The following is a 24,935-nucleotide window of genomic DNA, read 5'->3' on the forward strand; positions in this document are numbered from 1 at the left end:
TATTTTAATTAGTGCTCTATGCAAAATAGACAAGTTTCTCAGTCGATACTGCTATCAAAAATAAGATGGCATGCAAATTTAATACAATCCTGAAACCCACCACTAAAAATATAAAAAGCCATTACTTTTCAAAGAATTATCATCAAATCACCAGATAATAACAAGCGTTTAAAATGGCCTTTATTCACTTCAATTCGCCTATTCAGGCGATTTTCACTTGCCAAAACCAGTCCAAAAGCTGGTAGAGTAAAAGCATTCTCAGCAAAACGTTTTCAGCGTCTTCCTCAAAAAACACTTCACACGGACGGTGATAATGTTTTGAACTCAAATAAGAAATATCAAAAGGGAACCGAACCATGATGAAACGTCTTCAGCAAACTCTTCTTGCCACCATTGTCACTGCGGCTGCAGGCAGCAGCTTGGCAGCCGTTCCGGAACAATGCCAAACCGTGACCATGACCGACCCCGGCTGGACCGATATTGGCGCCACCAATGGTATGGCCAGCACCATACTGCATGCCTTGGGCTATGAAACCGATATCAAGATGCTCGCCGTGCCGATTGGTTTTGAGAGTTTGAAGAATGACGAAATCGACGTTTTCCTCGGTAATTGGATGCCGGCGCAAGCGGCGTTTATGGAGCAATACCAAGCACACCTAGACATCATTCGCACCAATCTTGAAGGGGTCAAATTTACCCTCGCGGTTCCCCAATATGCTTACGATGCGGGGGTGCATGATTTTGCCGATTTAGAGAAGTTTGCCGATGAGTTTGGCGAGCGAATTTACGGTATTGGCGTCGGCTCTGCCTCCAATCAAATGCTGATGGACATGATTGAAAAAGACGACTTCAACCTTGGCGACTGGCGCGTGGTGGAGTCCGGCGAACAAGCCATGCTGTCGCAGGTCGCTCGTGCGGTAAAACGTGAGAAGTTCATCGCTTTCCTTGGCTGGGAACCGCACCCAATGAACGTCAATTTTGATATGGCCTACCTGACCGGCGGCGATGAGTATTTTGGTCCAAACTTCGGTAGCGCCACCATTCATACCGTGACTCGTAAAGGCTATGGCGAAGAGTGCGGTAATGTCACTCAGCTACTGGAAAACATGGCATTCACGCTGGATATGGAAAACACCGTGATCGCCATGACCGATGAGGGCATGACACCAATCGAGGCCGCCAACGAATGGCTCAGCAAAAATCCAGCGATTCTGGATACCTGGCTAGAGGGGGTACAGACCACCGACGGCAAGCCTGGTCTGCCAGCGGTTAAGAAAGCGCTAAATATCTGATTATTAATTAGTTTATCTTTGATAAGCCCATCCTAGATGGGCTTTTTTCGTGCTGGGCCACAGTCAATCTGGACTGGTCACAAAGTTAGAAACTGGTCATTTTTAAACACCCCAATAGGGTCTAGGCTTAGTTCATATCGCTAACGTCTTCCAAAAGAAGCCAGTATTAAGACAAGGACCTAGCCATGAGTGACTCGCTACAAACACCGACCAGCACCGTCAAAAGAGGCCCGAAAAGAGCCCAATACGATGCGCAAACCGCTTATCAAATTATTGATGACACCTTACTCTGCCATATTGGCCAACAGGTCAACGGCCAAGTTTTCGTCACCCCAACGTGTCATTGGCGTGAAGGGGAATACTTATACTGGCATGGTCACAGCAAGGCGCGTAACACCCACGGTTCGGTAAAAGAAGCACAAAAGGTTTGTATCAATATCTGTGAGTTGGATGGCTTGGTGTTGGCGCGTTCGGCGTTCCATCATTCGGTCAATTACCGCTCGGTGACCGTATTTGGCATTCCGGAAGTGATCGAGGATTACGCCGAAAAAGTGCGTCATTTTGAGCTATTTATCGACAAAGTTTCGCCAAATCGTTGGTCACAGCTACGTCCGGTGAGCGAACAAGAAGTGCTTGCCACCGGCTTGGTACGGATCAAAATCGACGAAGCCAGCGTTAAAATTCGTGCCGAAGGCGTAGTCGACGATGAAGCAGATATGGACTGGCCCGTGTGGGCTGGTGTGATGCCACTTGCCAAGCAATGGCAACCGCTAGAGCAGGACAACGCTCAGCAAAACAGTACTTACCCAGCACCTGAAGCACCTAATGCCAAATAAGCGTTGCAAGATTGTTTAGAATAGAGGAAATCGGCGCTATTTGATTTCGTGCAGCTTTGAACTTGATGGGGGTTTTCATAGACTAAAACATGAAAGCCTAGGACATCCCGTCAGCGGCGTTGCAAACACGGAATCTTAAAGCGCCCATGACCATCGAAATCTCCAGCCAATATATCTTTCTTGCCGGTCTGCTCGCACTGCTGAGTATCTTGGCCAGCGTCTTGTCCCGTCGCCTAGGCGCGCCCTTGCTATTGGTCTTCTTGGTGATTGGTATGCTCGCTGGGGAAGACGGTATTGGTGGCATCGAGTTCCATAACGCTGGCTTGGCGTTCCTGTTTGGTAACTTGGCCTTAGCGACTATCCTGCTCGACGGCGGTTTGGGCACACGCCGTGAGTCCTTTGCAATCAGTTTGCGCCCCGCGTTTTTACTCGCCACCGTGGGCGTCTTGCTCACCGCAGGCATCACTGGCGCGGCGGTGTATTGGCTATTAGGCCTTCCTTGGCAAGAAAGCTTACTGCTCGGAGCCATTATTGGTTCCACCGACGCCGCAGCGGTATTTGGTCTGATCCGTAACGCTGGCCTACGTATCAAAGAGCGTACCGGCGCCACACTGGAAGTGGAATCCGGCGCCAACGATCCTATGGCGATCTTCTTAACCATCACCTTGGTGAGCTTAATTTCTGTTCCTGAACAAGGACTTGGCTGGTCATTGCTGACCGAGTTGATTCAGCAAATGGGTCTAGGCTTAACCATTGGGGTGCTGGGCGGACAAGTTTTAAAACATCTGCTACCTAAGTTACAGCTCGCCAGCTCTTTGTATCCATTACTGGTCACCAGCGCGGGCTTAAGCATCTTCGGTATTACCAACCTTTGGGGCGGCAGTGGCTTCTTAGCCATTTACATTGTCGGGGTCACACTGGGTAACGCCCATAACATGCCCTACAAACGCGATGTACATCGTTTCCACGATGGCATGGCCTGGCTCAGTCAGATCGGCATGTTCTTGATGCTTGGCTTATTGGTGACACCAAGCACCATTGGCCCTGTGATTCTGCCGGCGTTAGCCATCGGCGCGGTGCTGATCTTCTTAGCGCGTCCGATTGCGGTATTGGTGTCGCTATTGCCATTTCATTTTCCATGGCGCGAGCAGGTCTTTATCAGCTGGTGTGGTCTGCGCGGTGCGGTGCCGATCATCTTGGCCATGTATCCGTCTTTATCCGGTATTGAACAGACACAGATTTATTTCAATCTGGTGTTTGTGATTGTGATTATGTCGTTGGTACTGCAGGGCTGGAGCATTCCGAAGATGGCCCGTTGGCTTAAGGTCGAGTTACCGGATAAAGAAGCGACACCGAACGCCTTCAGCATCAGTTTTGAGGATTACCACAACCGCCATATTTTGATTTATGAAGTACCGAGTGACAGTGAACTGGTCGGCTGCTCGGTGGAGTCGTTGCCATCGACGTCTTTTTCGCGACCCATGGGCGTGATGCGCGGGGGGGAGTTGCTCGCCGACATCAGTGAAAAGCTGCGCGCAAGTGATAAAGCCGCGTTTTTCTCCCAGTTAGAAAAGGACTCGGAACTCAATAGCTACTTTACCCCAGGGCAGAAGCTGCAACGCACCTCCATGAGCGAGTTCTATGGCGACTTTGTCGTCAACAGTGATGCGAAAATGAAAGATCTGGCGTACCTCTACTTCTTCAAAGTCGAAGACGCCTATCAGGAGTTGAGCGTGCGTGAACTCTTCTTAAATAAGTTCCACGGCCGCGTCGTGATCGGTGACCGTTTGCGCTTTGGTGAGATCGAATTAACCGTGCGTGAATTTGAAAATGATCGTATCAGCAAATTTGGTTTAAAGATTATTCGTCCGAAAAATACGCCATAATTCGTCTTTTTCGGCGAAATGCACCGTTCATGCGCAGTTATTACCCATTTCGCCTTGCCAAAATCTTTTAACACGCTAGGCTTGCCCACTTTTTGAAGCAGCGCATCAAAAATGCGCCGCTTCGGGGGCTCTACCCGAGTCCTCTCCCTCGCACATAATCACAACTTAACCGGAGTGCCTTATGGCTACACTGATCGACTCCCTCAATACTTTGTTTTGGGGGTATATCCTGATTTATGGCCTGTTGGCCGTGGGCGTTTACTTCACCCTACGTTTAGGGTTTATCCAGATTCGCTACTTCCCAGAGTTTGTTCGTACCGTCTTCAAGGCGCCTCAGAGCGACCGTGGTGGCATTTCTCCATTCCAAGCACTGTGTACCAGTCTGGCGTCCCGTGTCGGCACAGGTAACCTTGCAGGCGTTGCTGTGGCGTTAGCGCTTGGCGGCGCTGGCGCTATCTTCTGGATGTGGGTCGTAGCCTTGATCGGCATGGCGACCGCTTATGCAGAAAGTACGCTTGCGCAACTGTACAAGGTCCGCGACCAAAACGGTCAATTACGCGGCGGCCCAGCGTTCTACATCAGTAAGGGTCTGAAAGCTCCTTGGGCGGGCGCCATCTTCTCACTGGCGTTGATCCTAGCGTTTGGCTTGGTGTTCAACGCGGTGCAAGCGAACTCGATTGCCGGCGCCATGGAAGGAGCATTTGGTGTGCCGAAAATGGCCACCGGCTTGATCGTGATGGCATTGGCCGCGGTAGTGATCTTTGGTGGTATTAAGAAAATCGCCCGCTTTGCCGAAATCACCGTGCCTTTTATGGCCATTGCCTACCTAGCCTTGGCGCTGTACATCATCATCGTTAATTACGAGCAAGTGCCGGATATGTTCGCGCTGATCTTCAAGAGCGCCTTTGGTCTTGAGCAAGCCGCAGGCGGTATCGCCGGTGCCTTGCTAAACGGTGTCAAACGCGGCCTGTTCTCCAACGAAGCGGGCATGGGTTCTGCGCCAAACATTGCCGCGGTGGCGACGCCAAATCCACACCATCCAGCGTCACAGGGCATGGTGCAATCCCTTGGTGTATTTATTGATACGCTACTGATCTGTACCGCAACCGCCTTGATGATCTTGCTATCGGGCGTGCTAGGCAACGGCGAATCGGGCATTGTGCTGACTCAGTCGGCCATGTCGCATCATATCGGTAGTGTGGGTCATTACTTCGTGGCGATCGCGATTTTCTTCTTCGCCTTTACCTCGATCATTGGTAACTACAGCTACGCGGAAAACGCGCTGACCTACCTAAAATGGGCCAGCAAGCCGGGAATTTTTGTCTTACGTATCTTAGCACTGGCAATGATTCCTTGGGGGGCTTACGAGAGCATTGCCGTGGTATTTAACGCAGCCGATGCGGCCATGGGCTTGATGGCAACGATCAACTTGATCGCCATTGTGATGTTGTCTGGCTTGGTGGTGAAACTGACCAAAGATTACTTTGCGCAAAACAAAACGCGTACGCCAATCTTTAACTCAGACGATTATCCAGAAGTGCAAAATGACATTGACCTAACGGTTTGGGACGAAAAACCTAAACAAGATTAAGCACTGAGTTAAAACGACAAAGCCCGCAAATGCGGGCTTTGTTGTTGGTAGCAGGCATTAAACGTTTAGCAACAAATGCTCACGCTCCCACGAACTGATCACGCGGTTGAAGGTTTCAAACTCACTGCGTTTCACGCCCATGTAGGCACGTACAAAGTGCTCGCCCATGATTTCACACAGGGGCTGACATTCTTCTAATAGGCGTAAGCCTTCTTCCAAGGTACGCGCGATTTCCACCTCTTGGTTGGCGGGCGGCTCATTACCTTGGATCGGATCGGTCGGGTACAGCTCTTCTTTCATACCCAAATAACCACAGGCCAAGGTCGCGGCAATGGCTAAATAAGGGTTGCAGTCGGCACCAGGGAAGCGGTTTTCAATACGCGTAGCTTCCGGCGTCGAGTAGGGCACGCGCAAGCCAGCAACGCGGTTATCAAAGCCCCATTGCATATTGATGGGCGCGGCCATTTCTGGCGAGAAGCGACGGTAAGAGTTGACGTTCGGCGCAAAGAAACTGATCGCATTGGGCGTATATTTCTGCAAGCCGCCTAAATAGTGATAGAAACGCTCGCTCGGTTTGCCATGGTTATTAAACACGTTCTCGCCGGTTTCGAGATCCAGCAAACTCTGGTGAATATGCATGGCGCTGCCCGGTTCGTCTTTCATCGGCTTCGCCATAAAGGTCGCATAAACCCCATGCTTCATGGCCGCTTCACGCAAGGTACGTTTAAACACAAACACCTGATCCGCCAAATCCAATGGATCACCATGGATAAAGTTAATCTCCATCTGCGCCGCGCCAGATTCATGGATCAAGGTATCCACATCCAAATCCTGCGCTTCACAGTAGGCATAAAGAGTGTCGATGATGGTATTGAACTCGTTGACCGCATCAATGCTGTAAGAGCGTCGAGAGGTCTCACGCTTACCAGAACGGCCCGCGGCAGGACGTAGTTCATAATCAGGGTCCGTATTCGGATGAATCAAATAAAACTCAACCTCCGGCGCGATCACCGGCTTTAAGCCTTCTGCTTCGTACAAGGCCAAGATATGACGCAAAATGGTTCGGCTCGCCAACGGGTGCAAATCACCATCGGTAGTGTAACAGTCGTTGATCACCTGCGCCGTCGGCTCATCCGCCCACGGCACCATGCGCAAGGTGTTGGGATCCGGTTTAAGCACCATATCGCGGTCGCTGGCATCGACAATCTCATAGTGATTATCAGCCCAATCGCCGGTCACACTCTGCACCAATACCGTTTCCGGAATTCGCCCCGTTTTCTCTGCTAAAAACTTAAACGTTGGATAGAACTTGCCGCGGGCATTACCCGTCATATCCGCGAGGGTCGACTCGACCTCGGTGATGGCATGTTGCTTTAAAAACGCTTCTAGTTCGGTCATAACCCACCTTGCACCTTGCTGTGTGACAACGCGTTTGTCACGCCAGTAAATTTCCATTGCGATCTTGTTTGATTCGATTATGCTTTGCACGTAAACCGAATAATACTTCGGTTTGAAAGTATTTTAGTTTAGTCGTGAAAGCAATACCTTGTGAAACCCTTTGCAACGATTATGAGCCAGGAGGCCCCGTGAGCCAAGCGACACCATCCTATTACCAAGCCACGGCAACAGGCCGCATCGACTTCCCACAACTGATCGGCGAACAGCGCAGCGATGTCTGTATCATCGGTGGCGGCTATACCGGCACCTCCGCCGCGTTACATCTGGCAGAAGCAGGTTTTAGCGTGACCTTGCTTGAAGCCAATGACATTGGTTGGGGCGCTTCGGGGCGTAATGGTGGACAGGTGTGCCAAGGCCATAATATGGGCCACGAAGAGCTTAGCCAGCAGCTGGGTAAAGAAGCGGCTGACGCCCTATGGCAGGCTTCCATCGACTCGGTCGACTTGGTCAAAGACCTAGTGCATCGTTTGCAAATCGACTGTGATCTTACGCCTGGTGTGTTGCACGTGGCTTACAAGAAACGCCATTTACAACACATCCAAAGCGCCGTCGACTATAAGCAAAATGTTTTAAAATACGATGGTGTGAGCTTCCTCTCCGCCCAACAAGTAGCCGACAAGCTGGGCACCAAGCGCTACTTTGGTGGTGAATGGTACGAAGAGGGTGCCCATCTGCACCCGCTTAACTTTGTTTTAGGACTGGCTAAGGCGGCCCATGAGCAGGGCGCCAAGATCTACCAGCAATCGCGGGTGACGGCCTATCAAACTGGCCGCCAGTGCCTAGTAAAAACCGACCACGGCCAAGTACGTAGCCGCTATCTGATATTTGCCTGCAATGGTTACTTGGGACATTTAAACGAACCGGCAGCTCGTAAAATCATGCCGATTAATAACTTTATTATCGCCACTGAGCCACTACCAGAAGAGATCGCCGAGCGCATCAACCCTGAACGAGTGGCCGTGGCGGACTCCAAATTCGTGGTCAATTATTACCGCCTATCGAGTGATAGACGCATGTTGTGGGGCGGCGGTGAAAACTACAGTCCACGCTTCCCGAAAGACATCGCGGGCTTTGTGAAGAAGCATATGATCGAGACCTACCCAGAGCTGGATCGCTTTAACATTGATTACGCGTGGGGCGGCACCTTAGCCATCACCCTCAACCGCATGCCCTATATCGCACGCCAACAGGACAACGTCTTTGTCGCACAGGGCTACTCTGGCCATGGCGTCGCCTTAGCGACCTACGCTGGCGCCAGCATTGCCAACGCCATACAAGGGCAAGAAGCAGACGTACAAACCTTTGAACGCATTCGCTGCAAAGACTTCCCCGGCGGCACCTTACTGCGCTGGCCAGGCCAAGTGGCAGGCATGCTGTATTACTCCATGCTCGACCGTTTACCTTAACGAGTCGAGCCTTTAACAATGTATAATGTGAATGTTCACCAACCCCTTACTCAAGGAATCCATTGATCATCATGGCAAAAACCAGCAACGCCAAGAAAGCCATGCAACCGGTCTCACCACGCAGTGAACCGGTGCAATCGCGCTCGATCAAACGTACGCAACAGATCCTTGAAGTGACCAGCGAACTGCTGGAAAGTGTCGGCTTAAACGACCTCAACACCGCCCTGATCGCCCAAGAAGTCGGCATCTCTGTCGGCTCCTTGTACCACTACTTTCCCAACAAGCAGGCGATCCTCTACGCCATGGGACAATCGTGGCTCGACAGCATCGAAGAAGTACTCAAAGAGATCCAGAACTGGCCGTTAGAGCAAATGCCCTTAGCAGAGTTTATCGATCAAGTGATAGACACCAACCTGCTGACCTACCGCAAACAAAAAGCCGTGCTACCGCTGGTGCAAGCCATGTTCTCCGTACCCGAGCTACGTGGCCTCGATGAACGCCATGACGATATGGTCATCGCGCAAATGTCGAAGGCGTTTAAACGTATCGGCTTGAAGAAACATATCCGTGAGCGCGAACGTATTGCCCGTCACTTTTTGGAAGTCACCCACAGTAGTTATTTGGTAGTGGTAAATCAAAACCCACAACGCGCCGCACGTACTTTGGCGGATTTAAAACTGATGCTGAATTGTTTGTTAAAGCATCATTTGGGTGAGGTAGGCGAGTAGCTTTCTTTACTTAGTTACAGTGAAGGCCAGGCTTTATTCTCCCACCAAGAACCAATATACCAAATCAAGGAAAAGTAATGATGGACCATAAAAACAAGGATGAACTTTATCTAAATGACTTCGCAATCAGAAACCTTAGGGAGATTGCAGACCAAGATTACATTACAGCTCGTGTTTGCTACAAAAATGGATTAATGCTTCAGTTTTACTGGTCATCTCTCCAGGCAATTGAAAAGTACTTTAAATCTATTCTCTTGTTTCACCGAATTAGCAGTAAAGATTTTGGCCATGATCTGAATAAGTTATATGCTGCAATTGCAAATATCGAAACTCTCGATTTCACCCTAACTACAAAACAAGAACAGTTTCTTAATTTGGCCGATGACCAAGGAAACAACCGCTATTTAACAATGCCTACATACTTCAAAGGGTTTGAGATCGTTGACCTAGATGAAATTGTATGGGCTATTCGTGGATATTGTAGGACAGAGGTTACATTCCAAGCACCGGATGAAAGGCGTGAAGCAATACTAAGGTCTCTAAAGTCGAGCTTAACTAGCAGATCTCAAATAACTATCCCCGGTGGTTATTTAGAGAAAGTCATCGATAATAAAAAGTCACTTCAAAGATCCGCGCTTATTTGGAATAACCTATTTTTTGGCAGAAAAAGAAAGTCTATTAAACTCATTAGACATTGGGGAGCCACTAATCCACCCCAAACACTTTATCCAGAAGTCATAGATAAGCTATTCGAGTTGGTTTACTTCCCTAAACAAGAAAAGGAACTTTTTAGGCAGCATAGATCAGCGATGAGGAAGCAAAACAAATAAGTTTGAGTTAAATCCACATACCACCTTTTAACCTCTGAGATACAAACGCCCCCTATAGAATAGGGTCGTACAAAGACCAACCCAACGATGCTTCACAGAGATTCCATGCGTTTAATTCGCGCTGACGTGTCGAAGCTGAGGAACGAAGCAAAGACGTTGCGCAAGCGAATTGAATTGCATGGAAGCTCATGCCTACAAAAGCTGGGGTAACGACTCACTACAACAGAAGATGTGGCTAAGCTCCCCGAGCGGAGTCGGGTCGTACGTATCGCAGGTTCCCGCGCGAAGCGCGGTCCTACAAGACACAATATCGCGATCTTTCCCAGAGATTCCATGCGTTTGATTCGCGCTGACGTGTCGAAGCTGAGGAACGAAGCAAAGACGTTGCGCAAGCGAATTGAATTGCATGGAAGCTCCAACCAGCAGAAATGAGGCGGAGCTCAGCTGCTAAGGGCTTTAAGCGTTTTTCTTAAGCGCTAGGTAGTTTTCAATGCCTGCGATTTGGTCTTCTGCGTGGTGGTTTACGTACAGCACGGTGGTTTCTTTTCCGGCACAGATCTTTTCAATCAACGCCAAGACCAGCTGGCGGTTCATATCGTCTAAGCCTAGGCATGGCTCGTCTAGGATCAATAGCGGTGGGTGTTTGACCATGGCACGGGCAATCAATAGCAAACGCTGATCACCGTAGGAAAGCTTGTTAAACGGCTGATCGGCACGGTCGCTCATGCCCAATAACGCCAACCATTGATCGGCGATCTTTTTCTGGTTGTCGGTCGATTTGGTGTACATACCGATGCTGTCGTAGAAGCCAGAAATGATGACGTTTTTACAGCTCACGCTGACGCGGTATTCCCACTGCAACGCCGTGGAGACATAACCGATAAACTGTTTAATCTGCCAGATGCTTTCGCCTTTACCGCGTTGGAAGCCAAACACGAAAATATCGTTCACGTAGCACTGTGGGTGGTCGCCGGTAATCAACGACAATACGCCGGTTTTACCGCTGCCATTGGGGCCACTTAGCTGCCAATGTTTGCCTGGTTCAATGGTCCAGTTGAGCTTATCTACAATCACGGTATCGCCGTATTTGATCGTCGCATCGGTAAGTTTTACCAATGGCTGCTGAGGGTCTAGTGCTGGCAGTTTGCTGGCTGGATCGGTCTCAGGGACTTGTAGATCGGTGGTTTTCAGATGCAGTAATTGGTACAACTCCGCAAATGCGGCTTCGTCGTTGCGATCCACTTTGAAAGACAACTTACCGCCATCACGCCCGTCTTTTTCCAAGTAGGCCACATGGGTAATAAAGCTTGGCATTTCATCAAAGCGGTTCAACACCATCACCATGGGGGTGGTGTCGATAATGGACGCAAGATGCTCCTGAAGCATCACTAGCGTGTCGGCATCTAAGCCATCAAATGGCTCGTCTAGGATCAATAAATCCGGCTTGCTCGACAAGGCTCGGATCAGCATTAATTTGCGGGTTTCGCCGGTCGAGAGCTTACGAAATGCTCGGTCTAGCAAATGGCTTAAGCCAAACTTTTCCACCAACTCTGCAGCCAATTCAGGGTCCGCGCAGCCTTCAAAAATCATTTCTTGCACCGGCGTACCGATGGCAATGACATCCATGATGTCGGCGTCGTCTTTCTTTAGTTCTTTGGCGATCAGCTCCGCTTGCGCCTCAAACGAGACTAACCCTACACGGCTTGGCAGGCCTGATAACTGACCTGATTCCATCTCACCGACACCTGCAAGCACTGCTGCGAGAGCTGACTTACCCGACCCGTTTGTGCCCGTGATCACCCAATGTTGGCTTGGCTCAATCGTCCAATCAATGTTGTTCAGATGAAAGCGTTCATCAAAGTTAACGCTGAGATTTTCAAGGCAAATACTAGAGTCCATGAGTGATTCCTTACCGATGTCGAACTAATTGCAAAAAAGAAAGCGACAAAAAAGCCGAGCACTCAATGAGTAACTCGGCTTTTTAGGTGTTTAATTTCTAACGGAAATTAAACGATTTTTTTCATGTCAGCCATGTGACCACGAAGAACCGCACCTACTGCCTCAACTGGGTGAGAACGTAGCGCTTTGTTTACTTCGATTAGACGAGCGTTGTCTACGCCGTTGTCTTCTACAGATAGGCCTTTACCGATCACGTCAGTTTTGATGCCTTTCATGAAGTCCGCTAGTAGAGGTACACAAGCGTGGTTGTATAGGTAACAACCGTACTCAGCTGTATCAGAGATAGTCGCGTTCATTTCGTAAAGTTTCTTACGAGCGATAGTGTTCGCGATTAGCGGAGTTTCGTGTAGAGACTCGTAGTAAGCAGATTCAGCGATGATGCCTGCAGCAGTCATAGTTTCGAATGCTAGCTCAACGCCCGCTTTAACCATTGCTACCATCAAGATACCGTTGTCGAAGAACTCTTGCTCAGAGATTTCTACGTCACCTGCTGGAGTTTTCTCGAAGTTAGTCTCAGCAGTTTCTGCACGCCATTTTAGAAGGTTAGCGTCGTCGTTCGCCCAGTCTTCCATCATCACGCGAGAGAAAGTACCGTCGATGATGTCATCTTGGTGCTTGTTGTATAGAGGGCGCATGATCACTTTCAACTCTTCAGAAAGATCGAATGCTTTGATCTTAGCTGGGTTAGAAAGACGATCTAGCATGTTAGTCACGCCGCCGTACTTAAGTGCTTCAGTGATTGTTTCCCAACCGTACTGGATCAACTTAGATGCGTAACCTGCGTCGATACCTTCTTCAACCATTTTGTCGAAGCAAAGGATAGAACCCGTTTGCAACATACCACAAAGGATAGTTTGCTCACCCATCAAGTCAGACTTAACTTCAGCGATGAAAGAAGACATTAGAACGCCTGCTTTGTGACCGCCAGTACCTACTGCGTAAGCTTTTGCTAGTGCAAGACCTTCGCCTTTAGGATCGTTGTCTTCGTGAACAGCGATAAGTGTTGGAACACCGAAGCCACGAACGTATTCAGCACGTACTTCAGAACCAGGACACTTAGGCGCAACCATGATTACTGTTAGGTCGTCACGGATTTGCATGCCTTCTTCAACGATGTTGAAACCGTGAGAGTAAGATAGGCAAGCGCCTTCTTTCATAAGAGGCATAACAGCTTTAACTACAGAAGTGTGTTGCTTATCTGGAGTTAGGTTAAGAACTACGTCAGCCGTTGGGATTAGGTCTTCGTAAGTACCAACAACGAAACCGTTTTCAGTCGCGTTTTTCCAAGATTGACGCTTCTGTTCGATTGCTTCTGCGCGTAGTGCGTAAGAAACGTCTAGACCAGAATCACGTAGGTTAAGACCTTGGTTAAGACCTTGTGCACCACAGCCGATTACTACCATTTTTTTGCCTTTAAGCGCTTCAACGCCATCAGCAAATTCTGACATATCCATAAAACGACATTTTGCTAGTTGAGCTAGTTGCTCACGTAGCGGCAAAGTATTGAAGTAGTTAGCCATGGTTAACACATCCTAAATTTTTATGATTAAAGTACCGACATCAAAACATGTCGATATTAAAAAAGAGTGACACAAACACACCTAACAACATTCAGGCTGTGCTGCGAGTAGGTTCAATGTATAGAAGAGCGACTCTTTCGTAAATTGATATATTTGCAATATAACGTCCCATTTTTTGCAAAACAGAGCTATCATGGGCTTTATGAATACAAAAACCCTCAAACAATTTCTCGCATTAGCCGAAACACTGCACTTTGGCCGTGCCAGCGATGAGTGCAACATCAGCATTTCGGCCCTGTCGCGCAACATTCGCCACTTAGAAGAAGAAGTGGGGGTAGACCTATTCAGCCGTGATAACCGCACCGTCGCCTTGACCCGCGAAGGCCAGCGTTTCGTAAAATACGCTCGCGAAACCACCAGCCAATGGAACCTCATTCGCCACGAACTCACCGATCATTCGGACCAACTCAGTGGTGAAATCAGCATTTACTGCTCCGTCACCGCCAGTTACAGCTTCTTGTTTGAGTTGCTAAACCGCTTTCGCCAAGTGCATCCGCACATCGAAATCAAACTGCACACCGGCGACCCAGACAAAGCCATTACGCGAATTTTAGACGGCAACGAAGAAATCACCATCGCCGCCAAGCCGGTGTCTATGAACAAAGGCTTAGCCTTTACTCCAATCACCAAATCGCCGTTGGTCTTTATCGCCCCCGTTGAACAACAACCGAACGTGCCCACCACCGCACCCGCGTCAAAAAGCGACTGGGAACGGGTGCCGATGATCCTATCTGAAGGCGGTGTTTCAAGGATTCGCGTTGACGACTGGTTAAGCGAACAAAGCATCACGCCAAATATCTATGCACAGGTCGCCGGTAACGAAGCCATCGTCAGCATGGTGAGCTTGGGATTTGGCATCGGCGTGGTACCGAAAATCGTACTCGACAACAGCCCACTGATGGACCGCGTTCAAATCCTCGACGTTCAGCCAGAACTAGAGCCATACGATATTGGTTTGTTTACCTTGAAGAAGAGCTTGAAAAACCCACTGGTTGAGGCGTTTTGGGCGTTGGTTTAACTCTTTAGGTTTTAGATCGCGAAGGTTGCGAGGCTTTGATTTTGTGAAGGTTGCCAGACTGTTGGGGCACTCTTCCATGCAATTCAATTGGCTTGCGCAATTCTCGTACCTCGACCGCGTCAGCGCCAATTAAACGCATGGAAGGGTACTAATGGTTATTTTCTATATCTAATTAGGCTATGTTTGATAACCAAGATGTAAACAAACCTGCATTATTCTCAGCAATTACAAATCGACCATCCGGCAATACGGCTGTACAAAGGTCTGTAGAAGTTAATGACAGTTTTTCTCCATCATATGATGCAAGACTAGTTGAAGTGATTTCATCTATAAACTCTTGAACACTACTCGAGTGCTTCAAAGCAAACTCTCTGAAATCTGGGTCACTAGTTACAACATTAGCTTGGGTTAAATATTGGAAAATGCTAAACACTTGATAACTTACTTCCGTTGGCTCCCAGTAACTTTCTGTTGGAGCGAGCTCGAGCTTTTCTTTAGTAATCTCATGATATTTTAATTTCCATCCTCCTTGGTTTGGAGTAACTACAGGCTTAGCACTGAGAAACTTATTCATACTTTCCATTTCTAAGTCGTCACCCCAAGGTAGATCTATTTCGTACTCAAGTGAAATTTTACTCCAGATAAGCTCAAGCATTAGAAGAATGGGGCTCGCTTTTGTGGAGGCCATGAAATCCCAGTACTTATCTTTAATGGGAAAAAGATATGGCCTTCCATTCCCTTTAACTAATGAGTTTTTTCCACAAATTATTAATTGTGGAAAAGAAGGAACACCATAACCAGCTCCCATTCCCTCTTTTTCTAAAAACTTAAAAAAGCCTTCTCTAAGCCCAAATTCCGAATTAAAGCCATCATAACCTAGAACAATTCTGACGGGAGTTAGCTGCTCCATAAAAATAGTTGTATAAATAAGCTCATTTTCTTTGCTTAAAGTTTCTCTATCAAAATAACTCGGAGCTGTTACACCAGTTAATTGAGAGAAAATATTATAGGAAGATGATAGGTCTATTCTTTTATTCTCTTCTTCGGATCTATCTTCTTTAAATAAATACTTTGAATAACTTTCTGCAACTTGCCTTAACTTATAAAATGAGTTTATTAGATCACTAGAATATAAATTCTTTTTTACTTCAAAAACGACTAAAACGTCTTTTACATGCCATTTATAAGATTTTGTGAATGGCACCTGCTCGCCTTCACCACGTACTAGCATACAATCCATCTGGCCAGATAGATAATCAGATCCATCAGTTATAAAACCATCTACAATTTTTAGACCTAATTCTGATGGGATTGATCTATTTAATAACTCAGCGGATAAACCTTCGTACATATCACCAATTGTAGGAGCATGCTTTAACTCATACTCTTTTAATTTGGAGCACTCTTCATCTAAAAAGCCTTTTAAAAGCTCTGCAACATTCCTTATCATAACCGCCCCTTTAAAATTCAATTCACTTAGTATTAAACTCTATACAATAAACGTTTCTATATCGTAGAAGAATCTATGTATTACATTCTCTATGAGAACCAAATAGAAGAGCAACTGCGGATGTGCGTATGGAAGCTCCTACGCCAGCAAAAGCTAAAGTAAAAACTCTCTGTAGCTGCGAACGTATTCCTAGGCTTTAGATGTGAAAAAACCGGCACGAGGCCGGCTTATTCGTCCAACTCCAGAGGTCTGTATGTCGCCCGCGTGGAAGAAGGATAAGTTGTGTTCACATTATAGCCAGATATGGAGGAGCTGCAAGACTCGCTTCTCGATACAATCGGGTCGTACGAATCGAGATCTTCCTTAGAGATTCCATGCGTTTAATTCGCGCTGACGTGTCGAAGCTGAGGAACGAAGCAAAGACGTTGCGCAAGCGAATTGAATTGCATGGAAGCTCCGGCACCGAAAAAAGCTAGGGTAACAACTCACTGCTACAGAAGATGCGGCCAAGCTCCCCGAATGGAATAGGGTCGTACGAAAAGGTTCCAGCCTAAAATTAGGCGGAGCCCAACGGTCTGTTAGCCCTGTAGAAATTTGCCAATCCAAGCCATCATGGCAGAGGATTGGATAGTGTCTTGCTCGACGCTTTGACGTGCTTTTTGCGCCACGTCGGTGGGTAAGTTGCCGCCATCGTGCAGATTGATTAGGTCGTGCTCGTAAGCTTTGGAGAACTCTGGATGCGCTTGGAAGGTCAGGATTTTATCTTGGTAAATCATACCCGCGTGTTCACAGAACTCACTGCTAAGGAAAGTGATTAATTTCTCTGGTTTTTCAATCACTTGGTCTTGGTGGAAAGCACATAATGCAATGTCACCAAGGTCTGGCACGGACGGGATATTGTCGACTACTTGGTAGTGGTGAATACCCACGCCCCAGCCGCCGGAGTATTTCGCCACGGTGCCACCTAGGGCGCGGGCAATAACTTGGTGGCCAAAGCAGATGCCGACCAGCACTTGGCCTTTGGCATCGATCTCACGGATCAATTCGCACAGTTTTAAGATCCATGGCTCGTCCGCGTAGGCATCGGATTTAGAGCCGGTAATTAGCCAAGCATCGCATTCATCTGAGCTTTCTGGAAACTCATCTAGACGCACATCGTAAGTAACAAAGCTAAGCGCCGGCTCTAATGCGCCAATCTGCTGCGCGAACATTTCGGCGTAGGTTGGATACTCACCCCGTAGTGCATCTGGGGTGATCCCCGCCGCTAGAATCCCTATTTTCATTTCATCGTCCTCATTTCCTCTATCCGCCCTTGGGCTTATAGATACGCCTCGTATTCCACATTGGAAATACGGCCGTAAATTTTCTGTTGTTCCTGATCTTTGGCGGCGGCGTACACTCGCACAAATTCTTCGCCTAGGTATTCCATCATAAACGGACTGTCGCGGAAGGTCTCGCTGGCCGTTTCCCAACGATTAGGCAACGCCTCAAACAGTTCGCTTTGCGAATAGGCATCCCCTTCAATAGGTTCTGGCGGCATCATATTGGTTTCAATACCGTGCAAGGCCGCGCCTAGAACGCTCGCTAGCACCAAGTAAGGGTTGGCATCCGCACCCGCCACGCGATGCTCGATACGGCGTGCATCGGGCTCACTTTCAGGGATACGCACCGCCACCGTACGGTTCTCATAACCCCAACTCGCATAGGTCGGCGCGTGTGCCCCTAACTGGAAGCGACGGTAAGAGTTTAAGTGCGGCGCAAACACCAACATGGAGTCGGACATATGCGCCAACATGCCGGCGACGGCGTTACGTAGTAGACGTGAGCCTTCGTCAGTACCATCATCAAATACGTTATTGCCGTCTTGGTCTAACAGGCTGAAATGCACGTGGAAGCCGCTACCACTTTTATCCGCGTAAGGCTTGGCCATAAAGCTGGCGCCAAAGTCATGCTGACGCGCCACGCCCTTGATCAAACGCTTAAACATGATGGCATGGTCGGCCGCTTGCACCGCGTTGTTGGTGTGCTTCATGTTGATTTCAAACTGGCCGGGGCCCAGCTCGGAGATAATGGTGTCTGCCGGAATCCCTTGGATTTCACAATCGCGGCGCACTTCGGCAAAGAAGCCTTCAAGGCCGTCCATTTCTTCAATCGAGTAACAGTCGGTTTTGCTCAAGCGACAGCCGTTACCATCAACAATCACCGGCGGAGAAGGGCGACGCTTGGCTTCTGATTCACCATCTAACAGGTAAAATTCCAACTCAGTTGCCACCACTGGCGTGTAACCCAACTCTTTATAGCGCTCAATAATGCGCGTCAGAATCTGACGTGGATCTGGGAAGAAGGGCGTGCCATCTGGGTTGTACATCATGGCAAGAATTTGGTCGCGGGCCGTCTCAGCCCAAGGCACGGGAATCGGAGTCGAGTGCACTGGCAGACAGATACCATCACTGTCGCCAGTTTCAAACACTAGGCCGTTTTCCAATACATCATCGCCCCAGTGATCAAAGCCGATCACCGATTGTGGCAGTTTGACGCCATTGGCCATGACGCCTTTCAAGCCACTGGCTGGGATACGTTTGCCGCGCAAATTACCGTTAAGGTCAGTAATAAACAGGTCAAACTCATGATCTTCGATAAAGTTGATATCTGACATACACATTACTCTTCATCACTCGCGCCTCGACTGGTTCATTAAACTTGAATATTTCTTCGAGTTTGGCGCGAAATCAGCGCTGACGTCGGTCAGCCGAACCTGGAGAGTGCTGTTTTAGTGGGATTTTTCCAAGATGTCTTTGTTTGTGACAGGAGGTTTGAATCGCATTAAAACATTCACTTTTGCATTTAATCCGAACTATTATTCGGTTTATTGATTTTAGTTGTACTCCTGTCGAATACAAAAGTCGATCAAATTTATTCAGCCAATTTATCAGGTAACAGCATGGTGCAGCGGACACATTTAGGGCCACAAGACAGTGCAGAATTGATCAAGGATTTAAGCCTGCTGGCCAACCATATTCGCCTGCCAAACTTCCCTGTGGTATTGGAGCAGGTGCTGAGTAAGCTGTGTTACTTCGATACCTTGATTATGGTGACTTACAAAAAGACGCTACGGCCGCTGCTGATTCATCCTCGTGATCCAGCAGAGCAAAGCGCCACCCTGCGTTTTTATTTAAACCAAGCCTACTTGCTCGATCCTTTGTTTAACGCCATTCACCAGGGCATTGCTTCCGGTGTGTATCGCTTGGCAGACATGGCACCGGATTCGTTCCACGAAACCGAGTACTTTCAAACCTGCTACCAAGAGTTTGGCTTAGAAGATGAGATCAATCTGATCGTGGAATTGGACAAGGACACCAGCTGCGCCATTTCACTGGGCCGCAAGCAAAACGCAGGGGAGATTCAACACAATGAGTTAAAGCAGCTGAAATTAGCCTTTCCTATGCTGGAAGCGCTGATTCGCCAGTTTTGGTGGCTGCAAGCAGGGGAGTTTACCGAGCACGCGCCGGAATCTGCACCCATGCAACAGGCGCTTAAATCCTTTGCCCAAGGAGTGCTGACGGATCGCGAGCAAGACGTGCTGGGATTACTACTAAAAGGACACTCGTCCAAGTCGATTGGCGAGGATTTGGGAATCAGTGCTGGCACGGTGAAAGTACATCGTAAGAACATTCACGCTAAGCTCAACACCTCTTCCCAATCGGAGATTTTTACTTTGTTTTTAAAGCACTTAGAAACCTTGGAAAGCAGCCACTAAATACCCAGCTTATCGCGCAGGCTGTAATACACCGCGCCCAAGGCGGTGTAGGGCACTCGGAACATACGCCCACCAGGGAACGGATACTGTGGCATGCTAGCGAACACATCAAAACGCTCGGTATCACCATCCATCGCATCAGATAGGATTTCTCCCATCAAATGAGCATTGGTGACGCCATGGCCGGAGTAGCCTTGCGCGTAATACAGGTTCGCCCCGATCTTACCCACTTGCGGCATGCGCATCATGGTCAGTAGGAAATTACCGGTCCAAGCGTAGTCGATCTTCACGTCCTTCAAATAGGGGAAGGTGGTTAGCATCTTAGGCACGATAATGGATTCAATCTTGCCGGGATCCCGCGCGCCATAGGTGGTACCGCCGCCATAGATCAAACGACCATCCCCAGACAGGCGGTAGTAGTCCAATAAATAGTTACAGTCTTCTACACAGCGATCGGTTGGTAACAGTTGTTTTTGCAACTCCTGCGACAAAGGCTCAGTGGCGATGACCTGTGTACCGCACGGCATGGCTTTCTTTTCCACTTCTGGAATCAAACCAAAGACATAGGCATTGCCGGCGACCACGATCTTGTCGGCGATCACAACCCCTTGTTCAGTAATGACTTTTCCCGGCACCCCTTGCTCTAAACGGACCACTTTGGAGTCTTCAAAAATCTGCCCACCTAACGCCTCAAAGGCATTGGCTTGGCCGAGAACAAGATTCAAAGGCTGAATATGCCCGCCTTTGCGATCCAATAAACCGCCCACATAGCGCTCTGAGCCAATATGGTCTTGGATGCTGTGTACATCAAGCAGCTCTAATTCGTTATGACCGTGGGCTTCCCACAGGGCTTTCTTGGCTTTGAGCTCTTCAAATTGCTTATCGTTGCAGGCAGCAAATACGTTACCGTGTTTTAGGTCGCAGTCGATCTGATACTTCTCGATACGGTGGCGAATCAGCTCCGAGCCAGCAAACGCCATCTTCGCCATTTTTTGACCGATCTTGTCGCCATAATTCGCAAAAATATAGTCAATATCGCGGTTAAAGCTGTTAACGATCTGCCCGCCGTTACGTCCCGACGCACCAAAACCAATGCGTGAGCCCTCAAGGACGATGACCTTTTTACCTTTTTCAGCAAGGCTTAGCGCGGTCGAAATACCGGTAAAACCCGCGCCGACGATGCACACATCACAGCGGTGTTCACCGGTGAGCGTAGGGCGTAGGGCTTTGTCGTTCGCCGACGCCGCGTAATAGGAATTCACATGACTTGGTGCTGACATAGAGGAACCTCTCAATGCTGATACATCCCCCCCTCCCAGCCTCCCCCTTAGCAAGGGGGAGGAGCCTAGTATCTCAGGACTGAGGGATTTCATGTTCCCTCCCCTTATTCAAGGGGAGGGTTAGGGTGGGGTTGAGCTGCAAAACTACAATCGAATCCAGGTATTTTTCACTTCGGTGTATTTCTCCAGCGCATGCCAAGACTTATCACGGCCATTACCAGAAGCTTTCACGCCACCAAATGGCACGGTGGTATCACCATCACCCCAGGTGTTGACCCACACCATGCCGGACTCTAGTTTGCGACTCACACGGTGAGCGCGAGATAAGTCTGCCGTCCAGATCGACGCACCTAGGCCATATTTCGAGTCATTTGCCAGCGCGATCGCTTCTTCTTCGGTTTCAAAGGTCATCATGGCCAGTACTGGGCCAAAGATTTCTTCTTGGACAAACTCCATCTCATGGCTGGCACCCGAGAAGATGGTCGGATGGGCGTAGAAGCCTTTGCCTTCTTCGTATTTAGGTACACCACCGATTTCCAAGGTGGCCCCATCAGAAATAGCACTCTCGATAAAACCAGTGACCCGTTCAAACTGCGCTTTGTCCACCAAAGGCCCCATTTTGGTCGCAGGATCCAGCGGATCACCCGGTACGTACTGGCGCGTGGCTTCGAGTAGGTGTTGCAGGAATTCTTCTTTGATGCTGCTGTGTACGTACAAGCGTGAGCAGGCAATACACACTTCCCCTTGGTTGGTAAAGATCGCCACCGCCGCTCCTTGTGCCGCGGCTTTGATGTCTTTGCAGTCTGCAAACACGATACAAGGGGACTTGCCGCCCGCTTCCAGCCAAACGCGCTTCATATTCGATTGCCCAGCGTATTGCATCAGCATACCGGCAACGCGGCTGGAGCCCGTAAACGCAAGGGTACAAACATCATGGTGCAGTGCTAAGGCTTTACCCGCCGTGTGACCAAAGCCCGGTAACACGTTAAACACACCATCCGGCACACCCGCTTGCGTCGCCAATTCAGCGATACGTAGAGCACTCAATGGGGATTTTTCCGAAGGCTTAAGAATCACGCTGTTACCGGCCGCTAACGCTGGCGCGATCTTCCACATCACCATCATCAGCGGGTAGTTCCAAGGGGTAATAATCGCCACCACACCCAGCGGCTCATGACTAATCAAAGCAAGGTTTTGCGGATTGGTTGGCGCGATTTCACCGTATAGCTTGTCGATGCACTCGGCAGACCAGCGCAAACAATCGATCGAGTCGGGAATGTCGATATTGACCATCTCAGAAATGGATTTGCCCATATCCAAGGTATCGGTCAGTGCCAGCTCGTCGAAATGCTGCTCCAGCAAATCGGCCCATTTTTGTAAAATTCGCTTACGCTGCCCAGGTGCCATCTCTGACCAAACACCGCTACGAAAGGCTTTCTTTGCCGCCGCAACGGCGATGTTCACATCCGCTTCGTCACAGCTGGCCACATTGGCCAATAACGTCTCATCGGCTGGGTTGATACACTCGAACGTCGCCCCTTTTTTCGCAGGGGTGAATTGACCATTGATATAGGCTTCCGAACGCAGGTTAAGCGTCTCGCGAAGTGCTTGCCATTCTTGATAGGTTTTCATAGTGGATTCCTTCTAACATGCTCAGCACGCGGCTGAGAGCGTTACTATGAGCGTAAGTTAACCAAGCCAGTTGGCCAAACGCTATATCCCCTAGGGGGTAGAGCATTTGACCATTAAATACGAAAAAAGCCCCTTGATCGATCACCAAGAGGCTTTTTCAATATAGCTTAACTTATTGTCTTTGCTAGATTTTAGCTGCAATTTTATGAGCTAATTGATGCAAGAACGGCGCGAAGATAAAGGAGATCACGCCCGCTGTTGGCCATGCGTAGATCCAAGCGTTCATCCAAAACGAGACAAACTCAGGGTGCGCACCAATGTTCATAAAGGTAATCCATGCAGACATCAGCAAAGACAGTACAAATGACATAAGTGTGGCGAATACGATGCGATGTTTCATGGGGTTACCTCGATCACTGTGAAGGGTTTTAAGCAATGCATACAGCATAGCAAACCGCTATATTGGTAAAAATAGCCAGTTTTGATAACCCTTTTTACAGATTTGAAAAATGCTTGATGACCTTAAAATCTTTATCGTGGCCGCCGAGACGAAAAGCTTAACGGCCACCGCAGACAAACTCGGCATGACCATCGCCACGGTTTCACGGCGCATTGCCAGCCTTGAAAATACCCTTGGTTCAGTGCTGCTGCACCGCTCCACCAAGGGCTTAACCCTGACCACTGTGGGCGAGTCTTATTACCGCGAATGTGCCGAATTTATCGAAGCCCTCGATCAACGTATTTCCGATCTCGACCACACGCTGAATAGCTTAGAAGGGGAAGTGAAGATCCTCGCACCGACTAACCTTGGTGCAGGGCCACTTGACGGCTTTTGGGCGCAATTCGCCGCACAATACCCGCAGATTACCCTGAGAATCGAGCTCAGCAATAATTACGAAAGCTTGCAAGACACCCAAGCGGATCTGGCATTACGCTCCGGCCAATCGGCCAACTTATCGCTTATTCAGCGCAAGATCGGCGAAATTCATGGAGTGTTAGTGGCATCACCGGACTTTACGCCATTTCCTGAGACAGTCGAACAATTGGAAAATACCCAAAGCGTCGCAGGGCAGCTCTTTACCGATTGGCACATCGTCCATAACACGACTGGCGAAGAACGCAGCATAATCAAAAGCCACCGCCACACCAGCAACGACATGCGCATCGCTGTTAACCTCGCCAAACACGGACAGGGGGTTACCTTGCTGCCGGAGAGCTTGGTCTATCAAGACATTCAGCAGGGAAACCTTAAGCGCGTATTACCAGAATGGCGCGGCCGCAACCGCGAGATTTATCTAGTGTGGCCCTATCGCCGCAGCTTATCGGTCCGAGCCAAGTTATTAAGGGATGAATTGATTACGTTTTTGCAGAAACAGGAATGGTTTCATGGGGTGTGACTGCTTGGAGGATCGCCTCTAATACCGCATCCAATTCAAACATTATTTGATCATTGGTGAAGCGGATCGTCTTGATTCCGAGAGCATTCATAAAGTCCTCTCGAATCTGATCGTATGCTTGAGCCTGTTGCGTGAAATGGCTGTCACCATCAACTTCAATGACTAGCCTGATATCAGGACAGTAAAAGTCCACGATGTAATTGCCTATACCATGTTGGCGGCGGAACTTAACGCCTAATTGATTGGCTCTGATACGACGCCATAAGCGTTGTTCCGGTTCAGTCATATTGCTTCGAAGACTTGATCGAAGTGGCTTATTGGCTTTGATATTAAAGGTTTTTGTCATTCCATTGACTCCTTGTTTATTGGAGTAATGGTAGTTCAGCAGTCGTAGATAGTGTTGCTTTAACTCAAGCATCTGTAACACCATCCTAACCTTCCCCTTAATAAGGGGAAGGGACGCGAATTATCGCAGGGCTACAATACTAAGCTCCTCCTTGCTAAGGGGGAGGCTGGGAGGGGGTTAAGGTCTTTGCATCGACCCAAGCATCTGCAACCCCATTCTAACCTTCCCTTTAATTAGGGGAAGGGACACGAATTATCGCAAGACTACAATACTAAGCTCCTCCCCCTTGCTAAGAGGGAGGCTGGGAGGGGGTTAAGGTCTTTGCATCGACCCAAGCATCTGCAACCCCATCCTAACCTTCCCCTTAATAAGGGGAAGGGACACGAATTATCGCAGGGCTACAATACTAAGCTCCTCCCCCTTGCCAAGGGGGAGGCTGAGAGGGGGTTAAGGTCTTTGCATCAACCCAAGCATCTGTAACCCCATCCT

Annotated in this window: 20 protein-coding genes; 10 read left to right on the forward strand and 10 right to left on the reverse strand. The window is 48.8% G+C overall.

Translation table 11 applies throughout. The features are described 5' to 3' along the window. Positions 1 to 356: 356 nt before the first annotated feature. From choX to ACOSVP_RS14530, 4 genes are all read left to right on the forward strand, one after another. A complete protein-coding gene (gene choX / locus ACOSVP_RS14515) occupies positions 357 to 1,292 on the forward strand; it encodes a choline ABC transporter substrate-binding protein (protein ID WP_487348208.1) in 936 nt (311 codons plus the stop codon). A gap of 185 nt (positions 1,293 to 1,477) precedes the next feature. Then, positions 1,478 to 2,128, forward strand: coding sequence for a pyridoxamine 5'-phosphate oxidase family protein (locus ACOSVP_RS14520; RefSeq protein ID WP_487348209.1), 651 nt, complete (start codon positions 1,478 to 1,480; stop codon positions 2,126 to 2,128). Between the two features lie 146 nt (positions 2,129 to 2,274). Then, positions 2,275 to 4,014 carry a potassium/proton antiporter gene (locus tag ACOSVP_RS14525; protein WP_487348210.1) on the forward strand — a complete coding sequence of 580 codons (1,740 nt, stop codon included), beginning with the start codon at positions 2,275 to 2,277 and terminating at the stop codon, positions 4,012 to 4,014. 181 nt (positions 4,015 to 4,195) lie between these two features. After that, positions 4,196 to 5,605 (forward strand): alanine/glycine:cation symporter family protein, encoded by a 1,410-nt coding sequence (locus ACOSVP_RS14530; protein ID WP_487348211.1) that lies wholly within the window; start codon positions 4,196 to 4,198, stop codon positions 5,603 to 5,605. 57 nt (positions 5,606 to 5,662) lie between these two features. On the opposite strand, the gene ACOSVP_RS14535 is transcribed toward ACOSVP_RS14530, so the two are convergent. Next, positions 5,663 to 7,003, reverse strand: coding sequence for a glutamine synthetase family protein (locus tag ACOSVP_RS14535; RefSeq protein WP_487348212.1), 1,341 nt, complete (start codon positions 7,001 to 7,003; stop codon positions 5,663 to 5,665). A 188-nt stretch (positions 7,004 to 7,191) separates the two neighbouring features. Here ACOSVP_RS14535 and ACOSVP_RS14540 point away from each other — a divergent pair, with 188 nt between their 5' ends. The 3 genes from ACOSVP_RS14540 to ACOSVP_RS14550 all read left to right on the forward strand — a co-directional run bounded on the left by ACOSVP_RS14540 (position 7,192) and on the right by ACOSVP_RS14550 (position 10,027). Next, complete coding sequence (locus tag ACOSVP_RS14540; protein WP_487348213.1) at positions 7,192 to 8,469, forward strand: NAD(P)/FAD-dependent oxidoreductase; 1,278 nt, start codon at positions 7,192 to 7,194, stop codon at positions 8,467 to 8,469. 71 nt (positions 8,470 to 8,540) lie between these two features. Continuing rightward, positions 8,541 to 9,197: a TetR/AcrR family transcriptional regulator gene (locus ACOSVP_RS14545; protein ID WP_487348214.1), complete on the forward strand. Its 657-nt coding sequence runs from the start codon at positions 8,541 to 8,543 to the stop codon at positions 9,195 to 9,197. Positions 9,198 to 9,274: 77 nt separating this feature from the next. Beyond that, a complete protein-coding gene (locus ACOSVP_RS14550) occupies positions 9,275 to 10,027 on the forward strand; it encodes a HEPN domain-containing protein (RefSeq protein ID WP_487348215.1) in 753 nt (250 codons plus the stop codon). A 456-nt stretch (positions 10,028 to 10,483) separates the two neighbouring features. Here ACOSVP_RS14550 and modF read toward each other — a convergent pair whose 3' ends face one another. Together modF and ilvC are read right to left on the reverse strand one after the other, a co-directional pair. Then, positions 10,484 to 11,926, reverse strand: a complete 1,443-nt coding sequence (gene modF, locus ACOSVP_RS14555; RefSeq protein WP_487348216.1) for a molybdate ABC transporter ATP-binding protein ModF — start codon at positions 11,924 to 11,926, stop codon at positions 10,484 to 10,486. A gap of 107 nt (positions 11,927 to 12,033) precedes the next feature. Then, positions 12,034 to 13,506, reverse strand: coding sequence for a ketol-acid reductoisomerase (gene ilvC / locus ACOSVP_RS14560; protein ID WP_487348217.1), 1,473 nt, complete (start codon positions 13,504 to 13,506; stop codon positions 12,034 to 12,036). 202 nt (positions 13,507 to 13,708) lie between these two features. Between ilvC and ilvY the strand changes: the two genes are divergently transcribed. Then, entirely contained in the window at positions 13,709 to 14,584 is an 876-nt protein-coding gene (gene ilvY / locus ACOSVP_RS14565) for an HTH-type transcriptional activator IlvY (RefSeq protein ID WP_487348218.1), read from the forward strand. Between the two features lie 172 nt (positions 14,585 to 14,756). Here ilvY and ACOSVP_RS14570 read toward each other — a convergent pair whose 3' ends face one another. The 3 genes from ACOSVP_RS14570 to ACOSVP_RS14580 all read right to left on the reverse strand — a co-directional run bounded on the left by ACOSVP_RS14570 (position 14,757) and on the right by ACOSVP_RS14580 (position 18,690). Continuing rightward, positions 14,757 to 16,034 (reverse strand): DUF6602 domain-containing protein, encoded by a 1,278-nt coding sequence (locus ACOSVP_RS14570; protein ID WP_487348219.1) that lies wholly within the window; start codon positions 16,032 to 16,034, stop codon positions 14,757 to 14,759. 578 nt (positions 16,035 to 16,612) lie between these two features. Then, positions 16,613 to 17,317 carry a glutamine amidotransferase-related protein gene (locus ACOSVP_RS14575; RefSeq protein ID WP_487348220.1) on the reverse strand — a complete coding sequence of 235 codons (705 nt, stop codon included), beginning with the start codon at positions 17,315 to 17,317 and terminating at the stop codon, positions 16,613 to 16,615. Between the two features lie 35 nt (positions 17,318 to 17,352). Beyond that, the gene (locus ACOSVP_RS14580) at positions 17,353 to 18,690 is read right to left on the reverse strand and encodes a glutamine synthetase family protein (protein ID WP_487348221.1); all 1,338 of its coding nucleotides are present in this window, start codon (positions 18,688 to 18,690) and stop codon (positions 17,353 to 17,355) included. A 285-nt stretch (positions 18,691 to 18,975) separates the two neighbouring features. Here ACOSVP_RS14580 and ACOSVP_RS14585 point away from each other — a divergent pair, with 285 nt between their 5' ends. After that, complete coding sequence (locus tag ACOSVP_RS14585; RefSeq protein ID WP_487348222.1) at positions 18,976 to 19,791, forward strand: LuxR C-terminal-related transcriptional regulator; 816 nt, start codon at positions 18,976 to 18,978, stop codon at positions 19,789 to 19,791. Here the strand turns inward: ACOSVP_RS14585 and ACOSVP_RS14590 are convergent. From ACOSVP_RS14590 to ACOSVP_RS14600, 3 genes are all read right to left on the reverse strand, one after another. Beyond that, the gene (locus ACOSVP_RS14590; protein ID WP_487348223.1) at positions 19,788 to 21,071 is read right to left on the reverse strand and encodes an NAD(P)/FAD-dependent oxidoreductase; all 1,284 of its coding nucleotides are present in this window, start codon (positions 21,069 to 21,071) and stop codon (positions 19,788 to 19,790) included. The genes ACOSVP_RS14585 and ACOSVP_RS14590 overlap by 4 nt on opposite strands. Positions 21,072 to 21,215: 144 nt before the next feature. Continuing rightward, complete coding sequence (locus ACOSVP_RS14595) at positions 21,216 to 22,703, reverse strand: aldehyde dehydrogenase (protein WP_487348224.1); 1,488 nt, start codon at positions 22,701 to 22,703, stop codon at positions 21,216 to 21,218. 184 nt (positions 22,704 to 22,887) lie between these two features. Beyond that, entirely contained in the window at positions 22,888 to 23,103 is a 216-nt protein-coding gene (locus ACOSVP_RS14600) for a DUF2798 domain-containing protein (protein ID WP_487348225.1), read from the reverse strand. 109 nt (positions 23,104 to 23,212) lie between these two features. Here ACOSVP_RS14600 and ACOSVP_RS14605 point away from each other — a divergent pair, with 109 nt between their 5' ends. Beyond that, positions 23,213 to 24,100 (forward strand): LysR family transcriptional regulator, encoded by an 888-nt coding sequence (locus tag ACOSVP_RS14605; protein WP_487348226.1) that lies wholly within the window; start codon positions 23,213 to 23,215, stop codon positions 24,098 to 24,100. On the opposite strand, the gene ACOSVP_RS14610 is transcribed toward ACOSVP_RS14605, so the two are convergent. Further along, positions 24,060 to 24,446, reverse strand: a complete 387-nt coding sequence (locus ACOSVP_RS14610; RefSeq protein WP_487348227.1) for an endonuclease domain-containing protein — start codon at positions 24,444 to 24,446, stop codon at positions 24,060 to 24,062. The two genes, ACOSVP_RS14605 and ACOSVP_RS14610, sit on opposite strands and share 41 nt — an antisense overlap. Between the last annotated feature and the right edge of the window lie 489 nt (positions 24,447 to 24,935).

The organism is Marinomonas sp. HM11-D, from assembly GCF_057626615.1.